Genomic DNA, 26227 nt, shown 5'->3' with positions numbered 1-26227 from the left:
TGGGCGCGGCTCAGCGTCTGGACGACGCGTCGGGTTCGGCTGCTGGGCTCCGGCATGGCCTACGAAATAGGAATATGTTCCTCGCGGAGTCAATTCAGGCCAGACCCTTTCGTTCTATTTTTGTTCATTGTGGCAGTTAGAGCTATCGGAGTGAAGCAGCGGATTTTCAGACCGGCGTTCCCCAATAACACCCGCGTTCGATCGCAAGCCGCCGCACCAGCGCCAGCACGGTGTCGATGGTCGGCGTCGGCTGGCCGGTCAGGCGGCCGAGCTCCTGCACAGCGGTGACCAGCGCGTCGATCTCCATCGGCCGGCCGCGTTCGAGATCCTGCAGCATCGAGGTCTTGTGCTCGCCGACATCGCCGGCGCCCTTGATGCGGCGGTCGACGGGGATGAGGAAGCGCACGCCGAGGCGCTCACCGATCGCCTGCGCCTCCAGCATCATGGCGCGGGCGACGGCGCGCGTGGCTTCATCGCCGACGATTGCCGCAAGCGTGGCGCCGGTCAGCGCCGAGATCGGGTTGAAGGAGAGATTGCCCCACAGCTTCACCCAGATCTCCGAGCGGATGTCCTCGCGCACCGGCGTCTGCAGTCCGGCCTTGACCATTTCGCGAGCAAGCGCGGTTGCCCGCTCGCTCTTCTCGCCGGAAGGCTCGCCCAGCGAAAAGCGCGTGCCTTCGACATGGCGGATCAGGCCCGGCGCATCGACCTCGACAGCGGGATAGACGACGGAGCCGATGACGCGCTCCGGTCCGATGCGCTGCCAGATCGCGCCACCTGGATCGACCGCGTCGAGCCGTGTGCCTTCGAGCGCGCCGCCCGCCTTGTAGAAGTACCACCACGGCACGCCGTTCTGCATGGTGACGACGACTGTCCCCTCGCCCAAGAGCGGCGCAATCTCGTCCAGCGCCGGGGCCAGCGAATGCGCCTTCAGCGCCAGCACGACATAGTCCTGCACGCCGAGTTCCTCGGCGCGTGCCGCCGCCCTCACCTGCGCCACGGTTTCCTTGCCGTCCTCGATCAGGCGCAGGCCGCCGGCCTTGATCGCTTCCAGATGCGCGCCGCGCGCCACGATCGACAGATCGACCGAGCCGGCGATCGCGAGCTTGGCGGCGAGATAGCCGCCAATGGCGCCGGCGCCAAAGACTGTAACGCGCATCAGCCGAGTCCGAGCTTGGCCGCCAGCCCGATGCGCTGCAGCTTGCCGGTGGCACCCTTCGGAATCTCGTCGAGGATCACCACCTTGCGCGGCACCTTGAAATCGGCGAGCCGGGTCGATGCAAAGCCACGGATATCGGCCTCGCTGGCGCTCTTGCCTTCGCGCAGCACGACGGCCGCCGCCACCTCCTCGCCGAGCTTGTCATGCGGCATGGCGAAGGTGACGACCTGCGCCACGGCCGGGTGATCCATCAAGACGCCGTCGACCTCGAGCGGCGAGATCTTCTCACCGCCGCGGTTGATGATCTCCTTCAGCCGGCCGGTGACGCGCAGATAGCTGTCCTCGTCAAGCACGCCCTGGTCGCCGGTGTGGAACCAGCCATGGGCGAAGGCACTGGCATTGGCATCCGGGTTCTTCTCGTAGCCTGCCGTGACGTTCGGTCCGCGAATGACGATCTCGCCGACTTCGCCGGGCTTGAGCAATCGCCCGTCCGGCGCCATGACGGCGACTTCCGGTCCGGCCGACGCGCCGACGCTGCCGGGCTTGCGCACGCCCGGCGGCAAACGGTTGGACGCCATCTGATGCGCGGCCTCCGTCATGCCGTAAGCCTCGATCACCGGGCAGCCGAAGGTCTTCTCCAACTCGGCCATCACTTGCGCCGGCAATGACGCCGACGACGAGCGGATGAAGCGCAGCTTCGCCTCGGCAAGCTGCTCGGGATTGCGGGCGGCACGCGGCAGGATCGCCTGATGCATGGTGGGCACGGCGGTGTACCAGCTGGGCTTGGCCTCGGAGAGCCACTGGAAGAAACGCAGCGCGTTGAAGCCCGGCGTGCAGAAGACGCTGCCGCCGGCGGCGAGCGAGGACAGCACCGCGGCGATCAGCCCATGGATGTGGAACAGCGGCATGATGTTGAGGCAGCGGTCGGCCGGTGTCAGGCCGAGCGTCGCGCCGATATGTGCCGCCGACGCCGCAAGGTTGGCGTGGCTGAGCGGCACCAGTTTCGGACGCGACGTCGTGCCGGAGGTGTGGAGCAGCAGCGCAACATCGCTTTCCGCGGCGAAGCCAGACGAGACCGGCGATCCAACCGGCTCACCCTCGATCGTGAAGGTTCCAGACGGCGCGCCCTCCGGCACGACCAGCCGCAGCACCGGGATGCCGAGGCGCCCGGCAACCTCGACCGAGGGGCCTGCCTCATCCTTGCTCACGAGGATCGCCTTGACGCCGATATCGCTGAGATAAAAATCGAGCTCGTCGGCCCGGTAGGCCGGGTTGAGCGGGGCGGTGGACGCAGCCGCCGCCACCGCGATGAAGGATGTGGCCATTTCCGGGCCGTTCGGCAGCACGATGGCGACGCGGTCGCCGCGGCCGATGCCGAGCGCGTTCAAGCGCGCCACGGTATCGCGGATTAGGCGGCGCAGCCCGCCATGCGAGAGTGCCGTCCGTTCGGGCGCGGCGATGGCCGGCGCGTCGTCGGCGCCGGGGGCAAGACGATGGGCGAGATCGGTGGCGTTTTCGCTGTTTGTCATGGTTCCAGACGATGTTTCGAACGATCGGCTTATGTCCAGCAAAGGCCTGCTCAATATCCGAGCGCCAGGCCGTCCTTGCGCGGATCGGATGCGCCGGTCAGCGTGCCCTTTTCCCAATCGATCAGCACCGCCTGCCCACCGCCCAGCGGATGGTCGGGCTCCACAATGCGATGTCCACGCCGGCGCAGGCCTTCGATGGCCTCGGGATGCACGCTTCGCTCGGCCTCGACGACGTCGTGGTTGTAGAAAACGCGCGCCGCATCGATCGCCTGCTGCGGGTCCATGCCGAAGTCGATCACGTTGGTCAAAAGATGCACATGGCCGAAGGGCTGATAGCCGCCGCCCATGACGCCGAAGGGCATCATCGCGCGGCCGTTCCTGGTCATCATGCCCGGCATGATCGTGTGCATCGGCCGCTTGCCGGGCGCGATGGCGTTCGGGTGCTTGGGATCGAGGCGGAAGCTGGAGCCACGGTTTTGCAGCACGACCCCGGTCTTCGGGCCGACGACGCCGCTGCCGAAGGAATAATAAGTGGAGTTGATGAAGCTCACCGCGTTGCGGTCGCGGTCGACGACGCTGATATAGACCGTGTCGCTGCCCGGAAGATCGAGACGCGGCAGATGGGTCATGGCGCGCTCGGGATCGATCGCGGCGCGCAGGCTGTCGGCATAGGCGCCGGAAAGCAGCGCCTTGACCGGCACATCGACTTGATCCTGATCGGCGAAAAATGCATCGCGATCCTGATAGGCGAGCCGGCCCGCCTCAATCTCGAGATGCAGGCGCGCGGCGCCGTCGGGATCGAGCTTGCCCAGCTCGAAGCCCGAGAGCACGTTCAGCATCAGAAGCGCGGTCAGGCCCTGGTTGTTGGGCGGCATCTGGTGGATGTCATAGCCGCGATAAGAGGTGCTGATCGCGGTCCGGTAATCGCCCTTGGTGGCGGCGAAATCGTCGAGCGTATGCAGGCCACCGAGCGCGCGAAGCCGCCCGACCAGATCGTCCGCGACCTCGCCTTCATAGAAACCGGCGCGACCTTTCCTGGCGATGATGCGCAGTGTCTCCGCCAGCTCCGGCTGGCGATGAACATCGCCGGCCTTCGGCGGCTTGCCGCCCGGCAAAAAGATGCGCATCGCCACCTCGTCGGCCGTCAGGTCGGTCTCGGGATCCTCCCAGTCGAAGGCGACGCGGTCGTGCACGACATAGCCTTCTTCCGCATAACGGATGGCCGGAGCGAGCGCGTCGGCCAAACCCTTGCGGCCATGATCCTCAAGCAGCCGACACCAGGCGTCGACGGCGCCTGGGATGGTGACCGCGTGCGGACCCTGCTTCGGAAGCTCGCTGAACCCCTTGTCCAGATACCAGTCGACCGTCGCGGCCTTTGGCGCACGGCCCGAGCCGTTGAAGGCAAGCACGTTCGCGTCGCCCTTCGGGCAATAGAGGACAAAGCAGTCGCCGCCGATGCCGGTCGATTGCGGCTCGACCACGGCCTGCACCGCGGCCGCGCAGACCGCAGCGTCCATCGCGTTGCCGCCGGAGCGCAGCATGTCGATGGCCGCGAGCGTAGCGAGCGGATGCGAGGTCGCGGCCATCGCCTCGGTGGCGCGGACCGGGGAGCGGCCGGGAAACTGGAAATCACGCATGCGGGTCTGGGTATCCTTGTATCAACGTCCGCGGCCGAAAAGCTGGGCAGCGGACAACAAGACGATCGATAGCACGATCAGGCAAGTCGAAATGGCGGCGATCGTCGGATCGATCTGATCTCGCAGCGCATTGAACATGCGCCGCGTCAGCGTCGTGGTCTCGCCGCCGGAGATGAACAGCGACACCACCACCTCGTCGAAGGAGGTGATGAAGGCAAACAGCGCGCCGGAGACGATCGAGAAGCGTATCTGCGGCATCGTCACCTGGAAGAAGGCCGAGAAGCGGCCGGCCCCGAGGCTGCGCGCCACCATCTCCTGGTTCATGTCGTAGGACCGCAGCCCCGAAAGGACTGTCAGCACGACCAGCGGCAGCGCCTGCACTGTGTGCGCGATGACAAGACCGGTCAGTGTGTTGTTGAGGCCGATGCGGGCATAGAGGAAAAAGGTGCCAATGCCGATCAGGATGACAGGGATGATCAGCGATGCCGTGAGCAGCGCGTTGATCGCGCCGGTCAGCCGCAGTGTGCGGGCGTTGATGGCGTAGGCGGCGGCGGTGCCGAGCAGCGTTGTGACGATCGCCGTCATCACGGCAACCTTGACCGATACGACGGTGGCGTCGCGCCATTCGACCGAGCCGAAATAGCTTTCATACCAGCGCAGCGACCATTCCTGCGGCGGGAACTCTAAGAGCGACGAGCCGGAAAAGGACATGATGACGATGATCACCGACGGGGCGATCAGGAACAGCATGACAAGGCCGCCGAGCGCGTAGAGCCACAGGCGTTGCCGATGCGAGATGGGCAGGGCATTTTCCATACTCATCGCTCACTCCACACACCGGTGGCGCGGGCGCCGAGCAGCCAATGGAAGAGGCCAAGCAGCGCCAGCGTGACGGCGAGCAGCACGACGCCGAGGGCGGCGCCCGCGCCCCAATTGGAATAGAGGCTGGTGGTCTGCTCCATGCGCATCGCCCACATGATGACCTTGCCGCCGCCCATCAGCGCCGGGGTGACGAAGAAGCCGAGGCAGAGCACGAAGACGATGACCATGCCCGAGGCCAGGCCGGGCAGCGACAGCGGGAAGAAAATCTGCCGGAAAGTCGCGGCCGGGCTGGCGCCGAGATTCATACCGGCGCGCAAGCAGTCGACGTCGATGGTCTTCATCGAGGCGTAAAGCGGCAGCACCAGGAAGGGCAGCATGATGTGGGTCATGCCGATGACGACGCCGGCGAAATTGTTGGCGAGTGGCAGCGGCTGACCGATGACGCCGATATCCATCAGCCATGTGTTGACCAGCCCCTTGCGCTGCAGGATGACCAGCCAGGCATAGGTGCGCACCAGCACCGAGGTCCAGAACGGCAGGATGACGAAGATCAGGCAGACCCCGGCGGCGCGGCGCGGCAGTTGCGACAGCATATAGGCCAGCGGATAGCCGAACAGCACGCAGGCCCCGGTGACGACGAAGGCCACCTTGAAGGTGGTGACGAAGGTCTTGATATAGGAGGCCTGCTCGAAGAAGCGCGCATAATTGGCGGCGCTGAACTGGCCGCTCTCGTCGAACAGCGACAGCCAGAACAGCCAGCCGATCGGCACGATGATGACGGCGAAGACCAGAAGCAGTCCTGGCGACAAAAGCGCGAGCAGGCCCCGCGCTTCCCGCCGCGCGTCGGCGCGCAAGGCGTCGGTATTGAGCGCCCCATCGGGCCGTCCGGCGTGGTCGAGGCTGGCGGATGCGAGGCTCATTGGTCCGCCACCAGCACCACGTCCTGCGCATCGATGCCGAGCGTTATCGGCTCGCCCGGCGCCGGCAGTCTCGCCAACACGTCGGAGCGGCAATAGTCGCGCAAAATCACCTGCCGGCCGTCCTTGAGCGCCGCGTAGCAGACGAAGCTGTCGCCCTGATAGATGACGTCGCCGACCGTTGCCGGCAGCGCATTGATGTCGTCAGTCTGTTCGCCAGCGATCAGGCGCAGCTTCTCCGGCCGCACCACCATCAGGTGCCGGCCCGAGGACGGCGCGGCCGCTGTCATGCGAAGCTTCCTGTCCTCGTACCAAACGCTGCCGTTGCGGCTCTCGACCGGAACGAAGTTGGACTCGCCGATGAATCCTGCGACGAACTTCGTCCTCGGCCTGGCATAGAGCGCCTCGGGCTGGTCGATCTGCTCGATGTGCCCGGCATTCATGACGGCGATGCGGTCCGACATGGTGATCGCCTCACGCTGGTCGTGGGTGACGTAGACCGTCGTCATGCCGAGCCGGCGGTGCAGGTTGCGCAGCTCGATCTGCATGTGCTCGCGCAGGCCCTTGTCGAGCGCTGACAGCGGCTCGTCCATCAAGACGATGCGTGGCTCGAAGACAATGGCGCGGGCCAAGGCCACACGCTGGCGCTGGCCGCCGGAGAGCTGGTCGACACGGCGCTCGCCGAGGCCTTTCAGTTGCACAAGGTCCAGCGCCCTCTCGACACGCTCGGCCGTTTCGGCCGTCGACACGTGGCGCTGCTTCAGCGGAAAGGCGATGTTGTGGAAGACGTTCATATGCGGAAACAACGCATAGTTCTGGAACACCATGCCGATATTGCGCTTGTGCGGCGGCATGGTGATGATCTCCTGGCCGCCGACCTTGATGGAGCCGGCATTGGCCCGCACGAAGCCGGCCAGGATCATCAAGAGCGTCGTCTTTCCCGAGCCGGACGGCCCGAGCAGCGTCAGGAATTCGCCCGCCGCCACGTCGAGGCTGAGGTCGCTGAGGATGGAGACAGCACCGAAGCGCTTCTCGATACCGCTGATGCCTATGGGAAGCGCGAACTGCGCGAGAGACAAGAGCATCTCCTTCAACTCCGGATCATTTTTCGCGAAACGATGCGGAGCGGCGCCTCGTGGACGCCGCTCCGATGTCGTTATTGCTGGATCAGGTTGTTGAACTTCTCGGTCGCCTCGACGAGGGTATCGCGCCAGAAGGCGGGATCCTGCAGCACCTGTTTCTTGACGTTCTCCGGCGCGGAATTGATATCCTTGATCCGCTCCGGCGGAATCTTGCCCGTCTCGAAAGCCTTCTCGTTGGCCGGGCCATTGTCGACATAGAGCGGCAGGTTGGCCTGGAGGTCGGGGCTGACGAATTTGGCCAGCGCCTTCATGGCGACGTCCTTGTTCTTGGAGCCCTTCGGGATGACCATACAGTCGGCGGTGAGCACGCCCTGATCGAAGGAGAAGCTGACCGGCGCGCCTTCCTTCTTCAAGGTGCCGGCGCGGCCGTTCCAGATGCTCGCCATGTCGACCTCGCCGTCCTTGACGAGCTGCATGGCCTGCGCGCCGGAGGTCCACCAGGCATCGATATGGCCCTTGACCTTGTCGACAGATTGCAGCGCGCCGTCTATGTCGACCGGATAGACCTTGTCGATCGGAATGCCCTTGGCGAGTGCGGCGACGCTCAGCGTCTCCGTCGCCTGGCTGCCGGAAAGCGCGCGGCGTCCAGGGAATTTCTCGACATTCCAGAAATCGGCCCAGGTCTTGGGGCCCTTGTCGCCGAAAACATCGGTGCGATAGATCAAAACCACCGAGGTGTAGGAAATGCCGACCCAATCATCGTGGACAAGCTTCGGGTTGATGCCGCTCTTGTCGATGACGTTGTAGTCGAGCTTCTCGAACAGGCCTTCCTTGGAGCCGCGCGCGCATTCGTCGGCGCCGAGTTCGGTGATGTCCCATTTGACGGCATTGCCGGTGACCTGCAGCCGCACGTCGTCGAGGCCGTTGGTGGTATCCTGCTTGATGGTGATGCCGAGTTCCTTGGCCGTCGGATCGAAGAAGGCCTTGGTCTCTGCTTCCTGATAGGTGCCGCCCCATGAGGCGACGGTGAGGGTGTCGGCGGCCGAGGCCGGAACGGCGACCGTGGCCAGCAGGCCGGCGACGGCCAAGCCTTGAATACAGAGTCTCTTCGTCATTTTCGCTTCTCCAACCGGTGTTCCCGTTATCGTTGATTTGGTATGCGAATTTGTATACAATTTTGAGTGTAATTCGCTGGAAGCCGATGTCAACATGGGACATCGGGTTTTTGGTGGTGGAAAAGCAGGACGGTTCGGAGCGGCGGCTCGCCCCGAAACGGTCTGTTCAAGCAGGCGCTAAAAGGCACTAAACTGCGATTCCATGGCTGACCGTTGGAGGCGGAACGCTTGAAGGAGAGAAAGAACACGCTGCGCGACTCGGTGTTCGAGAAGCTCAAGGCGTTGATCATCACCGGCCAGATTCCGCCGGGCGGCCGCGTGACGGAAAACGAAATCGCCGAGCGGCTGAAGGTGAGCCGCACGCCGGTGCGCGAGGCCTTCAACCGGCTGGAGCGCGACGGGCTGGTGATCGGGCGGCCGCGCCAGGGTTATGTGGTGGCCGAGTTCAACCTGACCATGTTCCGCGAGGCCTTCGATATCCGCGAGCTGCTCGACGGGCGCGCGACCGAGCTGGCGGCGGCCAACGCGACCGCCGCCGACAAGGCACGGCTGCGCGAGATGCTCGCCGAATGCGAGCGGCTGGCGGCGATCCCGGACCGCAGCACGCGGGAGAAATTCGAGGAGCTCCAGGTCGGCATCGACCTGCACCGGGTGATCGCCGAAATCAGCGGCAATGAGATGCTGCATGGCATGCTTTGCGGCATCCTCGACAAATGCCAGCAATATGTGTGGACCGAGCTTCTGTGGCTGGACGAATGGAAGCTCACCCGCGAGGAACATGCCGGCATCGTCGACGCGATCTGCGCCGGCGATGTCGCCTTGGCCGGCGAGCGCGCCCGCGCGCATGTGCGCGGCTCGCGCGAGAACATCCTGCGCCTGCTGCAGGCCAAGTCCGACTATCAGGGATTCTTCGCCAAGGCGTCTTGAGCCTAGGTCCGTTCCATCAGTTGGAAAGCATGGGGCAGTTGGCGCCGCGCCGCAGGCTGACATGCGCCACGTCGCCGACGCTGAATTGAGTACCGTCGGCGCGGCGTGGGGCATCGATGACGATCGAAGTCCCCCGTCCGAGCTCGGCATGCAGGCGCAGCGTGCGGCCATGGAAGACGACGCCGCTGACCCGTGCCGGCGCAGTGCCTTCGCCGGCTTCACCGACAACCAGGAGATCTTCCGGCCGCACGCCGATGGTTCGCGTGTCGCCGGCGGCCGGCGTCTCGCCGCCGTCTGAGATCGCTTCCAGCGGCAGGTCGCCGGCGGCAAAGCGCAGGCGCTCGCCGTCGCGGCCGAGAAAGCGCGACTGCAACAGGTTCATGGTGCCGATGAAGGAGGCGACGAAGCGTGTCGCAGGCCGGTCGTAAAGTGTGGCCGGCGGCGCGATCTGCTCAATGCGGCCCTTGTTCATGACGACGATGCGGTCGGAGATCGACAGCGCCTCGGTCTGGTCGTGCGTGACCATGACGAAGGTGGTGCCCAGCCGCGACTGCAGCCGCTTCAATTCGACCTGCATCTGCTCGCGCAGATGCGCGTCGAGCGCCGAGAGCGGCTCGTCGAGCAGAAGCACGCGCGGCTCGCAGACGATGGCGCGGGCTAAGGCGACGCGCTGGCGCTGGCCGCCGGAGAGTTCGGAGACGCGGGCGCGCAGCTTGTCGGCAAGGCCTACCATGTCGAGCGCCTCGCGGACCCGCTTGGCCTGCTCGGCGCCGGTGAGTTTGCGCAGCGACAGGCCGAAGCCGACATTGGCGGCGACATCCATATGCGGGAACAGCGCGTAGTCCTGGAAGACCGTGTTGACCGGCCGGTCGAAGGGCCGCAGGCCGGTGATGTCGCGGCCGTCGAGCAGCACATCGCCGCTGGTCGGGCTCTCAAACCCGGCGATGACGCGCAAGCTCGTCGTCTTACCGCAACCGGACGGGCCGAGAAGGGTCAGGAACTCGCCGGGAGCGATGTCGAGATCGACATTATCAAGCCCGACAATGCCGCCAGGAAAAACCTTCGAAACCTTCTGCAGCCGAACGAGCGCGTCAGGCGCCATCACGCACCTCGGACGGTTTTGTCGTGTTGACCCAGAGGATCTGGCAACGCTCGGCGCCGGGATTGCGGAAGGCATGCAGCAGCGTGCTCTTGAAGGCGAAGCTGTCGCCGGCCTTGAGCACATAGGTCGTGGCGTCTACCACCAGCTCGACTTCGCCGTTCATGACGAAGCCGAACTCGTGGCCGGCGTGGGCGTAGGCTTCCGCCGTGCCGCCGCCGGCCTCGACCGTGACCAGCATGCCGGTCAGCGTCGCCGCCGGCGGCGACAGGAGCGCTTTGGCGATGCCTTCGGATTTCACCGGAATCTGCCGTCGCTTGTCGGCGCGTACGCAATAGAGATCGTTGACCGCTTCATTGCCGTCGGCGATCAGCGCCGACGGCTCGATGTCGAGCGCCGCCGCGAGCGGCCAGATCACCTTGACGCGTAGCGAGGACATGCCGCGCTCGATCTGGCTGAGCGCACCGATGGAGATGCCGGCCTTGGCCGCGAGCTCGGCCAGCGACAGCTTGCGCTCGAGCCTGAGCGCCCGCACGCGCCGGCCGACGCGGATATCGGCATCGTCTTTCGGCTTTGCCGCCGCTTCGTCAAGAATGTCCATGCGTTGGTCCTTGTTGTCTTTCCCCGGTGTGGCGCAGCGCCGCCAGGCCCACCCTTCTCCCCCTGCGGGAGAAGGTGGATCGGCGCGACAGCGCCGAGACGGATGAGGGGTGTTCCAGCGAAGTGAGACGTCTGTGTTCCCTGGAGCACCCCTCATCCGGCCGCTTCGCGGCCACCTTCTCCCACAAGGGGAGAAGGAGGAGCTAGTCAGCCCCCTGCCTTCACCTTCTCGAACATCTTCGCCATATCGTCATTCTGCTTCATCGGGCCGGTGAAGATGGTGCTCTTCAGCATCACGTCCGGATCTGCCGGCAGCTGCAGTTTCTCCAGCTCCTCCTTCGACACGCCGGCGAACGCGGTCGACAGCGAGCTGCCGTAGCCATAGGACTGGATCAGGAACTTGCCGGAGTCGGCGTCGAGCCGGCTGTTGATGAAGTCATAGGCGAGATCGACGTTCTTGGCGTCCTTGAGCATGACGAAGCCGCAGGCCCAGGTCAGCATGCCTTCCTTCGGCTTCATGAATTCGACCGGCACGCCCTGCTTCTTGAGCGAGGTGGCGGACGCATTCCAGGTCATGGCGGCGACGAGCTGGCCGCTGGCCAGCGCCTGCTCGACCGAGGTCATGTCGGTGGTGTAGCTCGACAGCAGCGGCCGCTGCTCGCGCAGCTTTTCGGCCACCTTGTCCATCTGGTCGGGCGTCATGTCGAAGGGGTTCACGCCCGCCAGCAACGCCGCGACGATCGGCGTGTCGTGCACGGCGTCGATGGTCGCCATGCGGCCGGCATATTGCTTGTCCCACAGAAGGTTCCAGCTCGCCTCGGGGTTCTTCACCAGGTCGGTGCGGTAGAGAATCGAGGTGTTGCCCCAATCCCAGGGCACCATCCACACCTTGCCGTCGCCGGCCTGCAAGTCGGGCAGGTTCTTGAACACCGGGAAGATCGAATCCCAGTTCTTGATGCGCTTGGTGTCGATCGGCTGCAGCAGGCCTTCCTTGTTCCAGCGCGCCACTTTGTCGTAGCAGGGATGCGCGATGTCCGGGCGGAAGCCGGCCTTGACCTTGGTGAAGGCGTCGTCATCATCGCCGAAGATCGTCGCCTCGACGCCATCGGGATGCGCGGCAAGGAAGCTCTTGTTGAAGTCGGGCAATTCGTAGCCCGACCAGGTGAAATATTGCAGCTTGTCGGCGGCAAGAGCGACTGTCGACGACAGCGCGAGCGCCAGCGCGGCAAGGCCAGCCCGGGCTTTGTGTCCGGCGATCGATTTCAGGTGGACTGTCATTTTCGTTCTCCTCTTCTTTGTTGTGGTTCAGGCTGGATTGCGGTGCGCAGCGCCGAGGCCGCGGTGGCGAAGGATTTCGGCTGTGCCCGCGATGATGAAGGAGACAGTGAGGATCACCGTGCCGAGCGCCATCACGGTCGGCAGCGAGCGCGGGAAGCGCAGCTGGCTCCAGATGTAGAGCGGCAGCGTCGGCTCGGTGCCGGCGAGGAAAAAGACGACGATGAACTCGTCGAAGGAAATCAGGAAAGAGAGCATGAAGGCCGACAGTATGGCGGGCAAGCTGAGCGGCAGCATCACGCGCCGGAACGTCGTCCAGTCGGAAGCGCCGAGATCGAGCGCCGCCTCGCGGATCGTCTTCGGGATTGCGGCGAAGCGGCTGCGCATCACCACGACCGTCGTCGGCAGCGCGACGAGGATGTGGCCGAGCACGATCGAAACGCGCGACGGGCCGAGGCCGATCAGATTGACCAGGATCAAAAGCGAGATGCCGACGATGACGCCGGGGATCAGGATCGGCAGGCGAGCGATGGCGCTGATGGTGGCGGCGATCGGCGAACGGCCGTAGAGGTCCATGTAGGAAACGGTGATGCCGCAAAGCGTCGCGCCGAAGGCGGCGATGACCCCGATGGCCAGGCTGTTGGCCAGGGCGCCGGACAGCGCCGGATTGCCGTAGAGCGTCCAGTACCATTCAAGCGTGAAACCCTGCAGCGGAAACGCCGCCTGGATCGAGTTGTTGAAAGAAAACAGCGGGATCAAGAGCACCGGCAGATAGAGGAAGACGAGATAGCCAAGCACGTAGACGCCGAGCCAGCGGCCGTCGCTATTGATGTCTGCCCGGGCGCTCATGTGCGGCTGCCGAACCGGCGGTCGGCGCCGCGCGCGACCAGCACCACGCAGAGGATGACCAGCATGACACAGACCGAGAGCGCGGCGCCGAACGGCCAGTCATTGGCTTTGCCGAATTGCGACTGGATCAGCGTGCCGATCATGGTGCTGGCCGGACCACCGACCATGGCCGGCGTGACATAGTCGCCGACCGTCGGCACGAAGACGACCAGCGCCGCCGCCAGCACGCCCGGCATCGAATTGGGCAGCACGACGCGGCGGAAGCTGGTGAAGGGCCGCGCGCCGAGATCGGAGGCGGCTTCGAGCAGCGATTTGGGGATCGTGTCCAGCGCCACGTAGATCGGCAGGATGGCGAAGGGCGCGTAGGCGTGCGCGAGTGTCACCACGACCGCGGCCGGCGTGTTGAGGAAGGCGAGCGTCGGCTCCTTCCAAAGGCCGGTCTCGATGAAGGCCGAGTTCAGAACGCCATTATAGGCAAGCACGATCTTCCAGGCGAAGACGCGCAAAAGGTAGCTGGTCCAGAAGGGCAGCGTGACCAGGAAGAGCAGCAGGTTGCGGCGCCGCCCGGCATGGAAGGCGAGGTAATAGGCGACCGGATAGGCAGTGACGACGGTGGCGAGCGTCACGAGGCCGGCGATGACCAGCGAGCGCAGCGTCACCGTCCAATAGAGCGGATCGGTGGCGACGGTGACGAAATTTTCGACCGTCAGACCAACCCCGAGCAGCGAGCCGTCATTTCCCCTGAAGGCGAGAAAGACCACCAGGCCAAGCGCGAACAGGATGAGGAAGAATGTGACCAGCCCGCCCGGCAGCAGCATGGCGAAACGGAAGACCGGCGAGATGCGGTTTTCCGGCAAGGGCCGTGTTGCGGCGATGGTCGACATCGAAGTGCCTGTTGGCTCCATCGGATTTTTGAAATCGCCTGATGTTTTTTCATATTCATGAAACTGTCAAGCAGATTCGCTTGTGCGCTGCACGCATTCGGCGTCAGCGTTCGAACGCGTCGAGCATGCGGTACCAGGTGATTGCCGCGGCGACGCCGACTTGGCGGAAAGCGTGGAACGGGATCGGCTTGATCGGCGACAGCGGAAACGGCAACTGCCTCACGTCGCCGCTTGCAAGGTAGTTTGCCGTGCGCTTGCCCAGCGCGCTCATCAGGCCGACGCCCCTGCCTTGGCAGCCGACAACCGCGAGCAGGCCTTTTTCCGGTTCATGCAGATGCGGCAGGTGATCCGGCGTCAGCGCCACGCGGCCGAACCAGCGCTTTTCGATGGCGATGCCGCCCAGCGCCGGATAGAGGCGGGTGAGCGCGCGTTCGCAATGTGCCCAGTCGGCGGCGCTTGAGGGCAGCGCCATGCGGCCGCGACCGCCCAGCACCATCCGGCCGTCGGGGCTCTTTCGGTAGTAGACCAGGATGCGACGGGAATCGGAAACGGCCTGACCGCCCGGCAGGATGCTTGCAGCAAGCTCGGCCGGAAGCGGCGCGGTGGCGATCTGGAAGGAATGCAGCGGCACAATCGTCTGGGCAAGACCAGGCAGCAGCCCGTCCGTATAGGCGTTGGTGGCGAGCACGACCGACTTGGCCCGCAATTCGGCGCCGCCTTGTGTCGAGACCCGCCATGCGCCGGCTTCCTTGGAGAGCTTCACCACCCGCTGTTGCTCGGCGATCCTGGTGCCGGCGGCCGCGGCGACGCGAGCGAGCTCGAGCGTATAGGACAGCGGATCGATGACGCCGGCCCGGCGGTCCAGCCAGCCGCCGAGATAGCCTTTGGCGCCGGTCATCGCCGCAATTCCCGCTTTGTCGAGCAGCTCGACGTCGGCACCCCGCGAGCGCCATTGGCGATCCCGGTTCGCCGCTGCCTTCAGCGCGGTCTTGGTGTGCGCGGCCTGGATCCAGCCATTGCGTGTGAACGGCACCGCCAGCTTCTCGTCACGGATCACGTCGAACACGGCATCGGCCGTCGAGGCGGAGAACGCGACCAGGGCTTCGCCGCGTTCCTTGCCGAAGTGTTCGATCAGCCATTCCGGATCGTATTTGAGGCCGGGGATGACCTGGCCGCCATTGAGGCCTGAAGCGCCCTGCCCGATCGCGCCGGCATCCAGCACCTGGACGGAACGGCCCGCGCGCGCCGCATGGAGCGCGGTCGACAGCCCCATGATGCCGCCGCCCACGATGACCACGTCAAGAACGCCGCCGGCCGAAAGCTCAGACTGGAACGCCGAGGCCGCCTGGGGCTTTCGCCAGATCGGATCGGAAAAGGCTTCGGCCAAGAGGATCACCTACGCGCTGGAGCTTCGTGAAAATCCTATTGCCGATTTCATGGATTTGAAAGGGCGCTTCGATGGGCCAGTTCGGCCGTGGCTGTGTGACAGCACATGCATCGTCGCAAATGTTGCGGCTGGCGGGATAGACGTTTCCGCGAAATCGGGGAAAAGTGCCGCGCGCGAAAAATTGAGAGGAATGATGCCATGACCGATCCGACCCGTCTGCCCGCCGATGGAATTTTCGTCGGCCGCGCCAAGACCAGCGCCGCTTCCCATCCGCTGGTGGTGACGGTGCGGGACGGCGAGGTGATCGACATTACCTCGAGCGCGGCGCCTACGGTGCGCGATCTTTGCGAGTTGAAGGATCCGGCTGACTATCTGCGCTCGGCCAAGGGCAAGGCGATCGGCGCGCTGGAAGAGATCGCGGCGAACAGCTTCGAGGCCAAACGTGACGCCGGGAAGCCGATCCTGCTGTCGCCCGTCGACCTGCAGGCGGTGAAGGCCTCCGGTGTCACCTTCGTCGTCAGCCTGCTCGAGCGCGTCATCGAGGAGCAAGCGCGCGGTTCGGCCGAAAAGGCCGACGCCATCCGAGCCGACATCGCCGGGCTGATCGGCCACGATCTGTCGAAGCTCAAGCCCGGCTCGCCGGAAGCGATGGAGATCAAGGCCAAGCTGATCGCGCGCGGCGCCTGGTCGCAATATCTCGAAGTGGGCATCGGCCCCGACGCCGAGATCTTCACCAAATGCCAGCCGATGGCTTCCGTCGGCTTCGGCGCCGATGTCGGGCTGCATCCGGTCTCCACCTGGAACAATCCGGAGCCGGAGATCGCCATGATCGCCGACAGTTCGGGCCGTATCGTCGGCGCCACGCTCGGCAACGACGTCAATCTGCGCGACGTCGAAGGACGCTCGGCGCTGCTCCTCGGCAAGGCCAAGGATAACAACGCCTCGGCCTCGCTCGGGCCGTTCATCCGGCTGTTCGACGAAACCTTCTCCATCGCCGACGTGAAGCACGCCACGGTGCGGCTCAGCGTCGAGGGCGAGGATGGCTTCTCGCTGGAGGGCGCGAGCTCGATGGCGGAAATCAGCCGTTCGCCGGAGGAACTGGTCAAGGCGGCAATGGGACCGCACCACCAATATCCCGACGGACTGGCGCTCTATCTCGGCACCATGTTCGTACCCTCGAAGGATCGCGGCGAGAAGGGCAAGGGTTTTACGCACAAGGTCGGCGACATCGTCACCATCTCGTCGGAAAAGCTCGGCGCGCTGGTCAACCGTGTAAGGCTGTCGCCGGACTGCCCGCACTGGACCTACGGCGCCAGCCATCTGATGCGCGACCTAGCCAAGGCGGGCCTGATCTAACCGCGCACCGAAGGGCGGTTGCTTGGAGGCCAATCCGTGCAGCGGATGGTCGATGGCGCCGCTTGCCCAACGAATATCACCGCTGCTGATGCAATCTGATGGGATTGCTGATGGCGCGCGCGCCTGTGCCAACATCCATTGGCGATGGAGGCTTGCCACTGCCTGAAAAAGAGAATGCTCTAGACGTTCCGGTCGGCGCGGGCAGGAGATGCGGCCAAGGTCGCGTCGCACCGATCCAGGAGGAGAGTTCAACATGGGAGGAAATCGAATGCTTTCGCGGCTAAGACTGCTCGTGCTTGGCTTGATCGCGGCTATCGCCATTCCGGCGATGGCCGAGGCCAAGACGTTCTACTGGATTTCGCATGGCGGCCCGGCCGATCCGGTCTGGACCTACTTCCTGGCCGGCGCCAAGCAATGGGCGAGCGACACCGGCAACAAGGTGAACACCTCGTTCCACAATGGCGATGTCGCCTCGCAGCAGGAAGCCGTCCGAGCCGCCATCTCAGCCAAGGCAGATGGCATCGTCACCACCAGCCCCGATCCGGGCAGCCTTGTCGAGATCGTCAAGGAAGCGCGCGCGGCCAACATCCCGATCATCAACTTCAACACGCCCGATCCGAAGGCCAACTTCAACGCCTATGTCGGCGGCGACAACGTCACCTTCGGCAAGCACTGGGCGCAATATCTGGTCGACAAAGGCCTGGTGAAGAAGGGCGATTTCGTCTGGATGCCGGTCGAGGTTCCCGGCGCCACCTATGGCGTGCAGGAAGAGGAAGGCATCAAGAGCGTGTTCGGACCGGCCGGCATCACCTATGAGGTGACAGAAGCGACACTCGACCAGGCCGAAGTGATCAACCGCATGGTCGATTATCTCACCGCCCACAAAGGCAAGGTGAAGGCGATCATCGGCCTCGGCGACCTCGTCACCGGCTCGATCAAGCGCGTGTTCGACCAGGCCGGCGTCAAGCCCGGCGAAATCCCGGTCGTCGGCTGGGGCAACTCGCTCGACACAACGCAGGAAGTGCTGAACGGCTACGTCAATGCCGGGCAGTGGCAGGATCCGCAAGCGACCAGCTATGTGGCGCTTTCGCTGGCCAACATGGCCGCCAGCGGCATTCCTCCGGGCTTCAACGTCATCACCGGCGCGCTCTATGAGAAGGACACCGCCGGCGTCTACGACAAGATCCTGTCCGGCAAATAATCCCTGACATCCACGGTCGCGGCTTTCGGGCCGCGGCCGCTTTCCTGTACCGTCGAGCCCTGCCTGATCGGAGTGGGCTTCAGCCAGTCATTCACGCCGCGGGCTCAATGGAAAACCGTTCCTTCATTCAAAGTTTCATCGCTCGAGCGGAATTCGGCCCGCTGGTGCTGCTTATCGTCGAGCTCGTCGTCTTCTGGGGCATCAATCCCGACTTCCTGTCGCCGCAGAACATCTCCAACATCCTGGCCTTCACCGTCGAGCTCGGCCTGATCGCGCTGGCAATGACCTTGCTGATGACATCAGGCGAATTCGACCTCTCAGTCGGCTCGCTGTTCGGCTTCTCGCCGGTGCTGATGTGGACGCTCTTCAACAGCGGCGTCACCTCGCTGGAAATGGGCCTGCTGATCGCGCTGATCGTCGCTGCCCTGATCGGGCTGGTGAATGGCTGGTTCGTCACCCAGCTCAAGATCCCGTCCTTCCTGGTGACGCTCGGCATGCTGCTTGTCGTGCGCGGCTCGGCGCTGTTCATCACCGACGGCTTTCCGCAGCGCACCTGGAGCGCGGAAGGCAGTTGGCTGGCGAACATCCTGGTCGGCGACTTCTATGTCGGACCCTTCCGCATCTACGCCTCGCTGTTCTGGTTCATCGGCGCCGCGGTCGTGCTGGGCTATGTGCTGACGCAGAGCCGCACCGGCAACTGGATCCAGGCCGCCGGCGGCAATCCGAACGCGGCCCGCGCGCGCGGCGTCAACGTCAGCCGCGTCAAGGTCGGCCTGTTCATCCTGTCAGCGGTGATGGCCTCGCTCGCCGGCGTGATCTCGTCGCTGCGCACCTCCGCGGCCAATCCCAACAGCGGCACGGGCTACGAGCTCGAGGTCATCGCCATGGTGGTGATCGGCGGCACGGCGCTGACCGGCGGACGCGGCACGATCATCGGCACGGTGCTCGGCATCCTGATCCTGCGCGTGATGCGCAACGGCATCGTGCTGATCGGCGTGCCGGGGCTCGCCTACAACATTTTCATCGGCGCGATCATCCTCGGCATGATGGCGCTGCATTCATGGCTCGAACGCCGGCACCAGGCGGGGACTTAAGACGATGGCCGAGCCTCTGATCCGCATGACAAACATCCGCAAGTCCTACGGGCGCGTGCAGGCGCTGGTGGACGCCAATTTCCACGTCAATGAAAAGGAGATCGTCGGCCTGCTCGGCGACAACGGCGCCGGCAAGTCGACGCTGATCAAGGTGCTGTCAGGCGCCGTGCCGCTGACCAGCGGCGACATCTTCATCCGCGGTAAGAAGGTCACGCTGCGCAGCACCAGCGATGCCATTGCCCACGGCATCGAGACGATCTACCAGGATTCGGCGCTGGTCACGCAGCTGTCGATCGCGCGCAACCTGTTCCTCGGGCGCGAGCCGATCAAGGCGCCGCGCTTCCTGAACCGCATGGACCAGGACGCAATGAACACGGTAGCGCGCGACCTGCTCAAGCAGGTCGGCATCACCAAGAACATCCCGCCGACGACACCGATCGGCTCGCTGTCGGGCGGCGAGCGGCAGGCCGTGGCGATCGCGCGCGCCATGCATTTCGACAGCGATCTCATCATCCTCGACGAGCCGACCAACAATCTCGGCGTCGCCGAGACGCAAGGGGTCTTGAGCTTCGTGCGCAGCGCGCGCGATTCCGGCCATTCCTGCATCTTCATCGCGCATAACATCCACCACGTCTTCCAGGTGGTCGACCGCATCGTGGTGATGCGCCGGGGCAAGGTGGTGGCCGACGACATCGATCCGAAAAAGACAACGGTCGCCGAGGTCGAGCGCGTCATCACCGGCATGTCGGACAAGGAAATCCGCGACGCGATTTCCGACGGCCCGCAGCAGCATGGCTGAGAGCTGACCGGCAGGCCGATCGGCGGCCGGCAGCCGCTTCACGCCCGCCGCTGGCACAGAATTGCATCAGCGCCTATGACTGGACCCATGAAAGCCACCGTAGCCGATATCGCCCGGAGCTGCGGCCTGTCGACCGCGACCGTCGACCGGGTGCTCAACAACCGCCCGGGTGCAAGCGCTGCCAACCGGCAGCGCGTGCTGGAGGCGGCCAAGCAGCTCGGTTATCTGCCGACGCTCGACCAGGTCGTGCTGCCGTCGAAGCCGGCGCATCTCGAATTCTTCCTGCCGATCGGGTCCAACGCCTTCATGGCCGATCTCGCTTATCACATCGAGGATTATGCCCAGCGCCTGCCCTTGGTCGCGTCCTGCCGCATTCACAATCTTGCCGGCATTTCGCCGGGCGCACTGCAGAGTGCCGTGGAGAACCTGTCGCTCAAGGCCAACGGCGTCGGCGTGATCGCCGTCGACCATCCGCGCACGCGCAACATCCTGCGCGAGCTGGTTGATGCCGGGATCAGGCTGGTCACGCTAATCTCGGATGTGCCGGCCGCGCCCCGCTCGGCCTATGTCGGCATCGACAACCGGGTGGCGGGCCGCACGGCGGCGCTGCTGATGGGCCGCTTCCTCGGTGGCCGTAAGGGACATCTGGCGATGGTGGTCGGCTCGCGCTCCTATCGCGGCCACGAGGAGCGCGAGATGGGCTTTCGTTCGGTGCTCGCCGAAGAATTTCCCGACCTCACGGTCTCAAGCGCGGCCGAAAGCAACGACGAGCCGGACGCCAGCTACCGCGCGACCGTCAAGGCGCTGCACGACGAAACGGATCTGCTCGGCATCTATTGCGTCGGCGCCGGACGCTCCGGCGTGGCCAAGGCGTTGCTCGAGATCAAGCCGCGTTTGAAGCCGGTCTTCATCTGCCACGACCTGACCAGGGAAACGCGCCGCTATCTCGTCGACGATCTTGCCGACGTCGTCATCGACCAGAATGCGCGGCTGATCGCGGAGCAGTCGGTGATCCGTCTGCTCGGCTCCATTGCCTCGTCGGCGCCATACCTGACGAAGAAATTCATCGAGCCGCGGCTGATCTTCAAGGAAAACGTCCCGGCGCAGTAGTGCGGAGCGCGCCCCTCGCTTATTTGTCTGACGATTGATCCCGCAATTCTGCACAGCAGCTATGCAGGTTTCGCAATTGCCGAATCGTTAGGCGCCCCGTATTTATCTGGGTGTCGGCCGTCTCCTCCTCCCAGATGTGATGCCGACGCTGAGTGCGGTACACCTCCTCCCGTGCCGTATTCGAAATCGAGCCCGCTGCCACCTCCTCCCGGCAGCGGGCTTTTTCTTTGCGTGCCAAAGGCGGAGGCGAAGCTACCTAATGCTGACCCGATACGCGCCTAGCCTTTCGCCGTCACCAGATTGGAGCTGAGGTCGAAAGCGACCCCCGATCCATCCGCATAAGACTGCAGCACGGGCGCGCTCCCGCTCATGATGTCCTCCACGACGTGCTTGCGTTCCTGATCGGCCATTGCCTTGCCGGCGGCGCTCATGCCGACCAGGGCCATCGTGTTCAACCGCAGGAGAGGCGCCCCGTCCTCAAAGCGTATCCTGCGCGATATTGTCCTTGATCGGACGTCGTGGAAGCCGGCGTCCCGGAGCAGCACCTCGATCTGCGCCGCATTCCCAAAGCTGTGGCGCAGGTCCACCACTGGACCGAGGAGGCGCTCGGCGACGCGGCGGAGATCCCGAAAGAAGGGGATTTCCTCATCGGGGCGCCACGTGGCAACGGCCAGCCGGCCGCCCTGCGCCAGTGCTCGCCGCATCTCCGCCGCCGCAGCGGACTTATCGGGAAAGAACTGCAGCCCTTGTTGACAGACGATCAAATCGAACTGCTCTCCGTCATGGAGGGGCAGTGCACCGGCATTGCCTACGCGCCAATCGATGTCTGGCGCCACGGTGCGCGCGACAGCAAGCATATCTGCGTTGATGTCGATGCCGAGGACATATCCGGCGGCACCGAGCCGTTCCCTGGCAACCCGGGCAACTATTCCCGTGCCGCAGGCGATGTCCAACACACGATGGCCTGGAGACAGCTTCAGTTCTTCGAAGGTCACTTCGGCCCAGGGGCGGAAGAGAGGACCCACGAGCCAGCGCTCATACATCTCCGGAAAACTTGCCTGACCCATCGTCTAGCGCCCGTTTCCGGAACAGCATAACAGAATCAGGACGAGGCGAAGAGATCAGCGCGCCCGGAACGAGGCGATCAGGCTTTCGGCCATGCGCACGAATTGCGCGCTCGGACCTTCGGCGCCGACGCTCTGCATCGAGACGCGCGCGCCTTCGAGCAGCAGCGACAGCGTGTCGGCGAGAAGCTCGGCCTGGCCGATGCCGGCATCGCGGCAAAGCGCGACCAGCTTCTCGCGCTGGGCTTCCTTCAGTTCCTTGATGACGCGCCTTGCCGGGTGATCGGTCTCGGTGAGCTCGACGGCGGCATTGGCCATGTCGCAGCCGCGGCTGTCGGCGCTGAGCAGCTCCGAAGCCTTTTGCACCCAAGCATGCAGCTGGGCGAGCTTGTCGCCGGGATGCTTGGCCTCGAATTCGTCCCAGATCCTCGAAGCCTTTGCCGCCGTTGCGCGCAGGCATTCGACAATCAATTCGTCCTTGGACTCGAAGTGACGGTAAAGCGTCATCTTGTTGGTGCCGGCAGCCTCGGTGATGGCGTCGACGCCCACACCCTTGATGCCGTGCTTGTGGAACATGTCCTGCGCCGTCTCCAGGATTCGGTCCCGGGGACGGGAACGCTCCGCAACGCCGTCAGTCATCATGCTCTCCTTTCGTCGTTTCCAAAAAAACCGTCGCCACCTCTTGACTAGGGTGTTACCGGTCTGTAACTTCCAGCATGTTACTTACTGGTAACACCTATATCACTCGCCGTCAAACGACAAGGCCCTCCGATAGCCCTGCCAGAGTGAGATAGGACGCAAAACCTGCCTGTCATGCGGCTTTGGCCGGTGAAGAACGAGAAAAAGCGGTTCGTGATCAAGCGATGCGGACCGAGCAAGGAGCCACTCCTATGCAAAAGCGCAAAGACCTGACGATCGACGAAGCCATCCGGGATCCGATGATCCGGCTGGTGATGAAGGCGGACGGGATCGACCCCAAAGCCTTCGAACGGATGCTGCGCCAGCGCGCGGCTGACCAGGCGCCGGGCAACATCCCGCCATCCTTCCTGCGGGATTCCGGCTCCGGCCGGGCCCGGCGCCTGCGCCATTTCGCAAACCCGTTCGGCGAGGCGTCCGCATCATGGTGAACTTCTTCATCCACCGCCCGATCTTCGCGTCGGCGATCGCCATCATCATGGTGCTCGCCGGTGCGATCGCCTATTTCCTCTTGCCCGTCTCGCAGTTTCCGGACATCACGCCCCCGCAGGTCGTGGTCAGCGCGCACTATCCGGGCGCCAGCGCCCAGGTCGTGGCCGATACGGTCACCACCCCGCTCGAGCAGCAGATCAACGGCGTGCAAGGCATGACCTACATGTCGTCGACGAGCTCGAATGACGGCTCGTCCACCATCACCATCACCTTCGACGTCGGCTATCCGCTGAGCACGGCGGCGGTCGACGTGCAGAACCGCGTCAGCCAAGCGGCATCCTCCCTGCCGGCCATCGTCAACCAGGGCGGCGTGACGATCAAGAAGCAGAACCCCAATTTCGTGCTGATCGTCGACCTCACCTCGCCCGACGGTTCGGTCGATCCGGTGGCGCTGAGCAACCTCGCCTATCTACAGGTGGTCGACCCGCTGAAGCGGCTGCCGGGCGTCGGCGACGTGCAGATCTTCGGCGAGCGCCGCTATTCGATGCGCGTCTGGCTCGATCCGGACAAGCTTGCCGATCTTGGCATCACCGCTGTCGACGTGCAGAACGCCATCGCCGAACAGAACGTGCAGGTGGCGGCCGGCAAGATCGGCCAGTCGCCGGCGCCCGCCGGCACCGCCTTCGAGATGCAGGTCAATGCGGTAGGCCGCCTTAGTGACCCGAAGGAATTCGGCGACATCGTCGTGCGCGCCAATTCGCAGAACGGCTCGCTTGTGCGGCTGCGCGACGTCGCCCGCATCGAGCTCGGCGCGCTGCAATATTCTTCCTCCGCCTTCTTCGGCAAGGACCCGACCGTGGTTCTGGCCGTCTACCAGATGCCGGGCTCCAACGCCCTCGACCTGCAGCAGCGGGTCAAGGACAAGATGCAGGAGCTGTCGAAGCGCTTCCCGAAGGGCGTCAGCTACGCCATGCATTACGACACGACGCGTTTCGTGTCGGCCTCGATGCACGACGTGCTGATCACGCTCGGCGAAGCGCTGGTGCTGGTGGTCGCGGTGGTGTTCATCTTCCTCCAGAGTTGGCGCACCACCATCATCCCGACCATCGCCATTCCCGTCTCGCTGATCGCGACGCTGGCGGTGATGTACATGCTGGGCTTTTCGCTCAACATGCTCTCGCTGCTCGGCATGGTGCTGGCGATCGGCCTCGTCGTCGACGACGCGATCGTCGTGGTCGAGAATGTCGAACGTCAGCTCGAGGCAGGACTCAAGCCGCTGGCCGCTACGCGCGCGGCGATGGCCGAGGTGACCGGTCCGATCATCGCCACCACGGCGGTGCTGATGGCGGTGTTCGTTCCCGTTGCTTTCATTCCGGGCGTCTCGGGCCGGCTCTACAACCAGTTCGCGCTGACCGTGGCGATCTCCGTCGGCATCTCCGCCTTCAACTCGCTGACGCTCTCGCCGGCGCTGAGCGCTGCATTCCTGCGCCATCGCGGCGAGACGCAGTTCGTGCTGTTCCGCTGGTTCAACGCCGGCTTCGACTGGCTGTCGCATGCCTATGCGCATGGGGTGCGCATTCTGATCAAGCTGCGCTGGATCATGCTTGGCCTGTTCGCGGCCGGCCTCGTCGCCACCTATTTCGTCTGGCAGAAACTGCCTTCGACCTTCCTTCCCGTGGAAGACCAGGGCTATTTCTTCGTCGTCATCCAGCTGCCCGACGGCGCTTCGCTCGAACGCACCGACGCGGTGGCGCAGAAGGCGCGCGACATCCTGCAATCGACGCCCGGCGTCGACATCGTCGGCTCGATCAGCGGCCTGAACTTCCTGACCAGCGCCGCGCAGTCGAATTCGGCGGTGGAGTTCGCGATCCTGAAACCATGGGACGAACGCGGTCCCGACCAGAGCGCCTCGAAACTGGTCGAGCAGGTGCGCGGCAAGCTTCTGCAGATGCCGGATGCGTTCGCGCTCTCCTTCGATCCGCCGTCGATCCCGGGCATCGGCACCACCGGCGGCTTCGAGTTCCAGGTCGAGGATTTGTCCGGGCGCGGCAGTGCGGCGCTGAATGACGTCACGCAGGCGCTGCTCGCCGAGGCGCGCAAGCAGCCGGAGCTCAACCCGCAGCAGCTGTTCTCATCCTTCTCGACCTCGACGCCGCAGTTCAACTACGACCTCGACCGCAGCAAGGCGAAGCTGCTCGGCCTTAACCTGCCGGACGTCTTCAACACGCTGCAGATCTATCTCGGCTCGCTCTACGTCAACGACTTCAACCTGTTTGGCCGCACCTTCCGCGTGACCATCCAGGCCGACAAGGACGCGCGCGGCGACGCCACCGACATCTCGCGGCTCTATGTGCGCAACGCGTCGGGCGGCATGGTGCCGCTGAGCACGCTGGGCAGACTGGTGCCGATCGTCGGGCCGGAGACCGTGCCGCATTACAACAACAACGCCTCGGCCCTGATCAATGGCGGCGCTGCCCCCGGCTTCTCGTCCGGACAAGCGGTGGCGGCCATGGAGCGGGCGGCGGCGAATGTGCTGCCGCGCGACTTCGGCTACGAATGGACCGGCATCACTTTCCAGGAGCTCAAGGCCGGATCGATCGCCTCTGTCGTGTTCGGGCTGGCGATCGTCTTCGTGTTCCTGATCCTGGCGGCGCAGTATGAAAGCTGGGCGATGCCTTTCATGGTGCTGCTGGCCGTGCCGCTCGCTTTGTTCGGCGCCTTCGTCGTGCTGTTGCTGCGCGGCATGCAGATCGACGTCTACTCGCAAATCGGCTTCGTCATGCTGATCGGCCTGGCGGCGAAGAACGCGATCCTGATCGTCGAGTTCGCCAGACGCCGGCGCGAGGAAGGCTTGACCATCGTCGAGGCGGCGATGGAGGCGGCACGGCTGAGGCTGCGGCCGATCCTGATGACCGCCTTCGCCTTCATCCTCGGCGTGCTGCCGCTGATGTTCGCGACGGGCGCCGGTGCAGCCAGCCGGCAATCGATCGGCACCACCGTCTTCGGCGGCATGGTGGCGGCGACGATCCTGTCGCTGGTCTTCGTGCCTGTCTTCTACGCCGTGATCGAGCAGTTGCGCGAACGTGGCGAAAGGGAACCTGCCAAGGCGCACGACGATGCGCCTCAGCAAGACGAAATTGAACCGACCGCCGAGCCGGCGCTTCAGCCGCTCGCCCAGGCGGCCGAATAAGAT

Annotated in this window: 23 protein-coding genes; 8 read left to right on the top strand and 15 right to left on the bottom strand. The window is 64.6% G+C overall.

What is annotated here, in order from left to right; genetic code table 11:
- Positions 1-166: 166 nt before the first annotated feature.
- The 7 genes from LB525_RS21675 to LB525_RS21645 form a co-directional block, all read right to left on the bottom strand.
- Complete coding sequence (locus LB525_RS21675) at positions 167-1159, bottom strand: 2-dehydropantoate 2-reductase (RefSeq protein ID WP_224546855.1); 993 nt, start codon at positions 1157-1159, stop codon at positions 167-169.
- Complete coding sequence (locus LB525_RS21670; protein ID WP_224546853.1) at positions 1159-2688, bottom strand: acyl--CoA ligase; 1530 nt, start codon at positions 2686-2688, stop codon at positions 1159-1161. Before LB525_RS21670 ends, LB525_RS21675 begins: the two co-directional genes overlap by 1 nt.
- A gap of 50 nt (positions 2689-2738) precedes the next feature.
- Entirely contained in the window at positions 2739-4325 is a 1587-nt protein-coding gene (gene ggt / locus LB525_RS21665; RefSeq protein WP_224546852.1) for a gamma-glutamyltransferase, read from the bottom strand.
- 21 nt (positions 4326-4346) lie between these two features.
- Entirely contained in the window at positions 4347-5147 is an 801-nt protein-coding gene (locus LB525_RS21660) for an ABC transporter permease (RefSeq protein WP_224546850.1), read from the bottom strand.
- Entirely contained in the window at positions 5144-6067 is a 924-nt protein-coding gene (locus tag LB525_RS21655) for an ABC transporter permease (protein ID WP_224546848.1), read from the bottom strand. The genes LB525_RS21660 and LB525_RS21655 overlap by 4 nt, the downstream gene beginning before the upstream one ends.
- A complete protein-coding gene (locus tag LB525_RS21650; RefSeq protein ID WP_224547043.1) occupies positions 6064-7143 on the bottom strand; it encodes an ABC transporter ATP-binding protein in 1080 nt (359 codons plus the stop codon). Before LB525_RS21650 ends, LB525_RS21655 begins: the two co-directional genes overlap by 4 nt.
- A gap of 77 nt (positions 7144-7220) precedes the next feature.
- A complete protein-coding gene (locus LB525_RS21645; protein WP_224546846.1) occupies positions 7221-8261 on the bottom strand; it encodes an ABC transporter substrate-binding protein in 1041 nt (346 codons plus the stop codon).
- Between the two features lie 228 nt (positions 8262-8489).
- Here LB525_RS21645 and LB525_RS21640 point away from each other — a divergent pair, with 228 nt between their 5' ends.
- Complete coding sequence (locus LB525_RS21640) at positions 8490-9188, top strand: GntR family transcriptional regulator (RefSeq protein WP_224546828.1); 699 nt, start codon at positions 8490-8492, stop codon at positions 9186-9188.
- Positions 9189-9204: 16 nt separating this feature from the next.
- Here the strand turns inward: LB525_RS21640 and LB525_RS21635 are convergent, their stop codons facing one another.
- The 6 genes from LB525_RS21635 to LB525_RS21610 form a co-directional block, all read right to left on the bottom strand.
- The gene (locus LB525_RS21635; RefSeq protein ID WP_224546826.1) at positions 9205-10290 is read right to left on the bottom strand and encodes an ABC transporter ATP-binding protein; all 1086 of its coding nucleotides are present in this window, start codon (positions 10288-10290) and stop codon (positions 9205-9207) included.
- Complete coding sequence (locus LB525_RS21630; RefSeq protein WP_224546824.1) at positions 10280-10888, bottom strand: cupin domain-containing protein; 609 nt, start codon at positions 10886-10888, stop codon at positions 10280-10282. The genes LB525_RS21635 and LB525_RS21630 overlap by 11 nt, the downstream gene beginning before the upstream one ends.
- Positions 10889-11094: 206 nt before the next feature.
- The gene (locus LB525_RS21625) at positions 11095-12165 is read right to left on the bottom strand and encodes an ABC transporter substrate-binding protein (RefSeq protein WP_140845782.1); all 1071 of its coding nucleotides are present in this window, start codon (positions 12163-12165) and stop codon (positions 11095-11097) included.
- A 27-nt stretch (positions 12166-12192) separates the two neighbouring features.
- Entirely contained in the window at positions 12193-13011 is an 819-nt protein-coding gene (locus tag LB525_RS21620; RefSeq protein ID WP_224546822.1) for an ABC transporter permease, read from the bottom strand.
- Entirely contained in the window at positions 13008-13895 is an 888-nt protein-coding gene (locus LB525_RS21615; protein WP_140845780.1) for an ABC transporter permease, read from the bottom strand. The genes LB525_RS21620 and LB525_RS21615 overlap by 4 nt, the downstream gene beginning before the upstream one ends.
- Positions 13896-13998: 103 nt before the next feature.
- Positions 13999-15282 carry an NAD(P)/FAD-dependent oxidoreductase gene (locus LB525_RS21610; RefSeq protein WP_224546819.1) on the bottom strand — a complete coding sequence of 428 codons (1284 nt, stop codon included), beginning with the start codon at positions 15280-15282 and terminating at the stop codon, positions 13999-14001.
- 198 nt (positions 15283-15480) lie between these two features.
- On the opposite strand from LB525_RS21610, the gene LB525_RS21605 reads away from it, so the two are divergent.
- The 5 genes from LB525_RS21605 (at position 15481) to LB525_RS21585 (ending at position 20842) form a co-directional block, all read left to right on the top strand.
- Positions 15481-16638 (top strand): fumarylacetoacetate hydrolase family protein, encoded by a 1158-nt coding sequence (locus LB525_RS21605; RefSeq protein ID WP_140844209.1) that lies wholly within the window; start codon positions 15481-15483, stop codon positions 16636-16638.
- Between the two features lie 268 nt (positions 16639-16906).
- Positions 16907-17839 carry a substrate-binding domain-containing protein gene (locus tag LB525_RS21600; protein ID WP_140844574.1) on the top strand — a complete coding sequence of 311 codons (933 nt, stop codon included), beginning with the start codon at positions 16907-16909 and terminating at the stop codon, positions 17837-17839.
- A 107-nt stretch (positions 17840-17946) separates the two neighbouring features.
- Positions 17947-18933 (top strand): ABC transporter permease, encoded by a 987-nt coding sequence (locus LB525_RS21595; RefSeq protein ID WP_224546817.1) that lies wholly within the window; start codon positions 17947-17949, stop codon positions 18931-18933.
- Positions 18934-18937: 4 nt separating this feature from the next.
- Positions 18938-19732, top strand: a complete 795-nt coding sequence (locus LB525_RS21590) for an ATP-binding cassette domain-containing protein (RefSeq protein WP_224546815.1) — start codon at positions 18938-18940, stop codon at positions 19730-19732.
- Between the two features lie 87 nt (positions 19733-19819).
- A complete protein-coding gene (locus tag LB525_RS21585) occupies positions 19820-20842 on the top strand; it encodes a LacI family DNA-binding transcriptional regulator (protein WP_224546813.1) in 1023 nt (340 codons plus the stop codon).
- A gap of 278 nt (positions 20843-21120) precedes the next feature.
- On the opposite strand, the gene LB525_RS21580 is transcribed toward LB525_RS21585, so the two are convergent.
- On the bottom strand, positions 21121-21909 hold the full coding sequence (locus LB525_RS21580; protein WP_224546794.1) for a class I SAM-dependent methyltransferase: 789 nt from the start codon (positions 21907-21909) through the stop codon (positions 21121-21123).
- A gap of 54 nt (positions 21910-21963) precedes the next feature.
- Positions 21964-22545, bottom strand: a complete 582-nt coding sequence (locus LB525_RS21575) for a TetR/AcrR family transcriptional regulator (protein ID WP_140544202.1) — start codon at positions 22543-22545, stop codon at positions 21964-21966.
- 182 nt (positions 22546-22727) lie between these two features.
- Here LB525_RS21575 and LB525_RS21570 point away from each other — a divergent pair, with 182 nt between their 5' ends.
- Together LB525_RS21570 and LB525_RS21565 are read left to right on the top strand one after the other, a co-directional pair.
- Complete coding sequence (locus tag LB525_RS21570; protein ID WP_224526609.1) at positions 22728-23033, top strand: hypothetical protein; 306 nt, start codon at positions 22728-22730, stop codon at positions 23031-23033.
- The gene (locus tag LB525_RS21565) at positions 23027-26224 is read left to right on the top strand and encodes an efflux RND transporter permease subunit (RefSeq protein ID WP_224546792.1); all 3198 of its coding nucleotides are present in this window, start codon (positions 23027-23029) and stop codon (positions 26222-26224) included. The genes LB525_RS21570 and LB525_RS21565 overlap by 7 nt, the downstream gene beginning before the upstream one ends.
- The last annotated feature ends 3 nt before the right edge of the window (positions 26225-26227 follow it).

Source organism: Mesorhizobium sp. CA16 (assembly GCF_020165175.1).
Classification (GTDB): Bacteria; Pseudomonadota; Alphaproteobacteria; order Rhizobiales; family Rhizobiaceae; genus Mesorhizobium.
The sequence above is the reverse complement of the archived record's forward strand: the minus strand, read 5'-3'. Positions and strand labels throughout refer to the sequence as shown.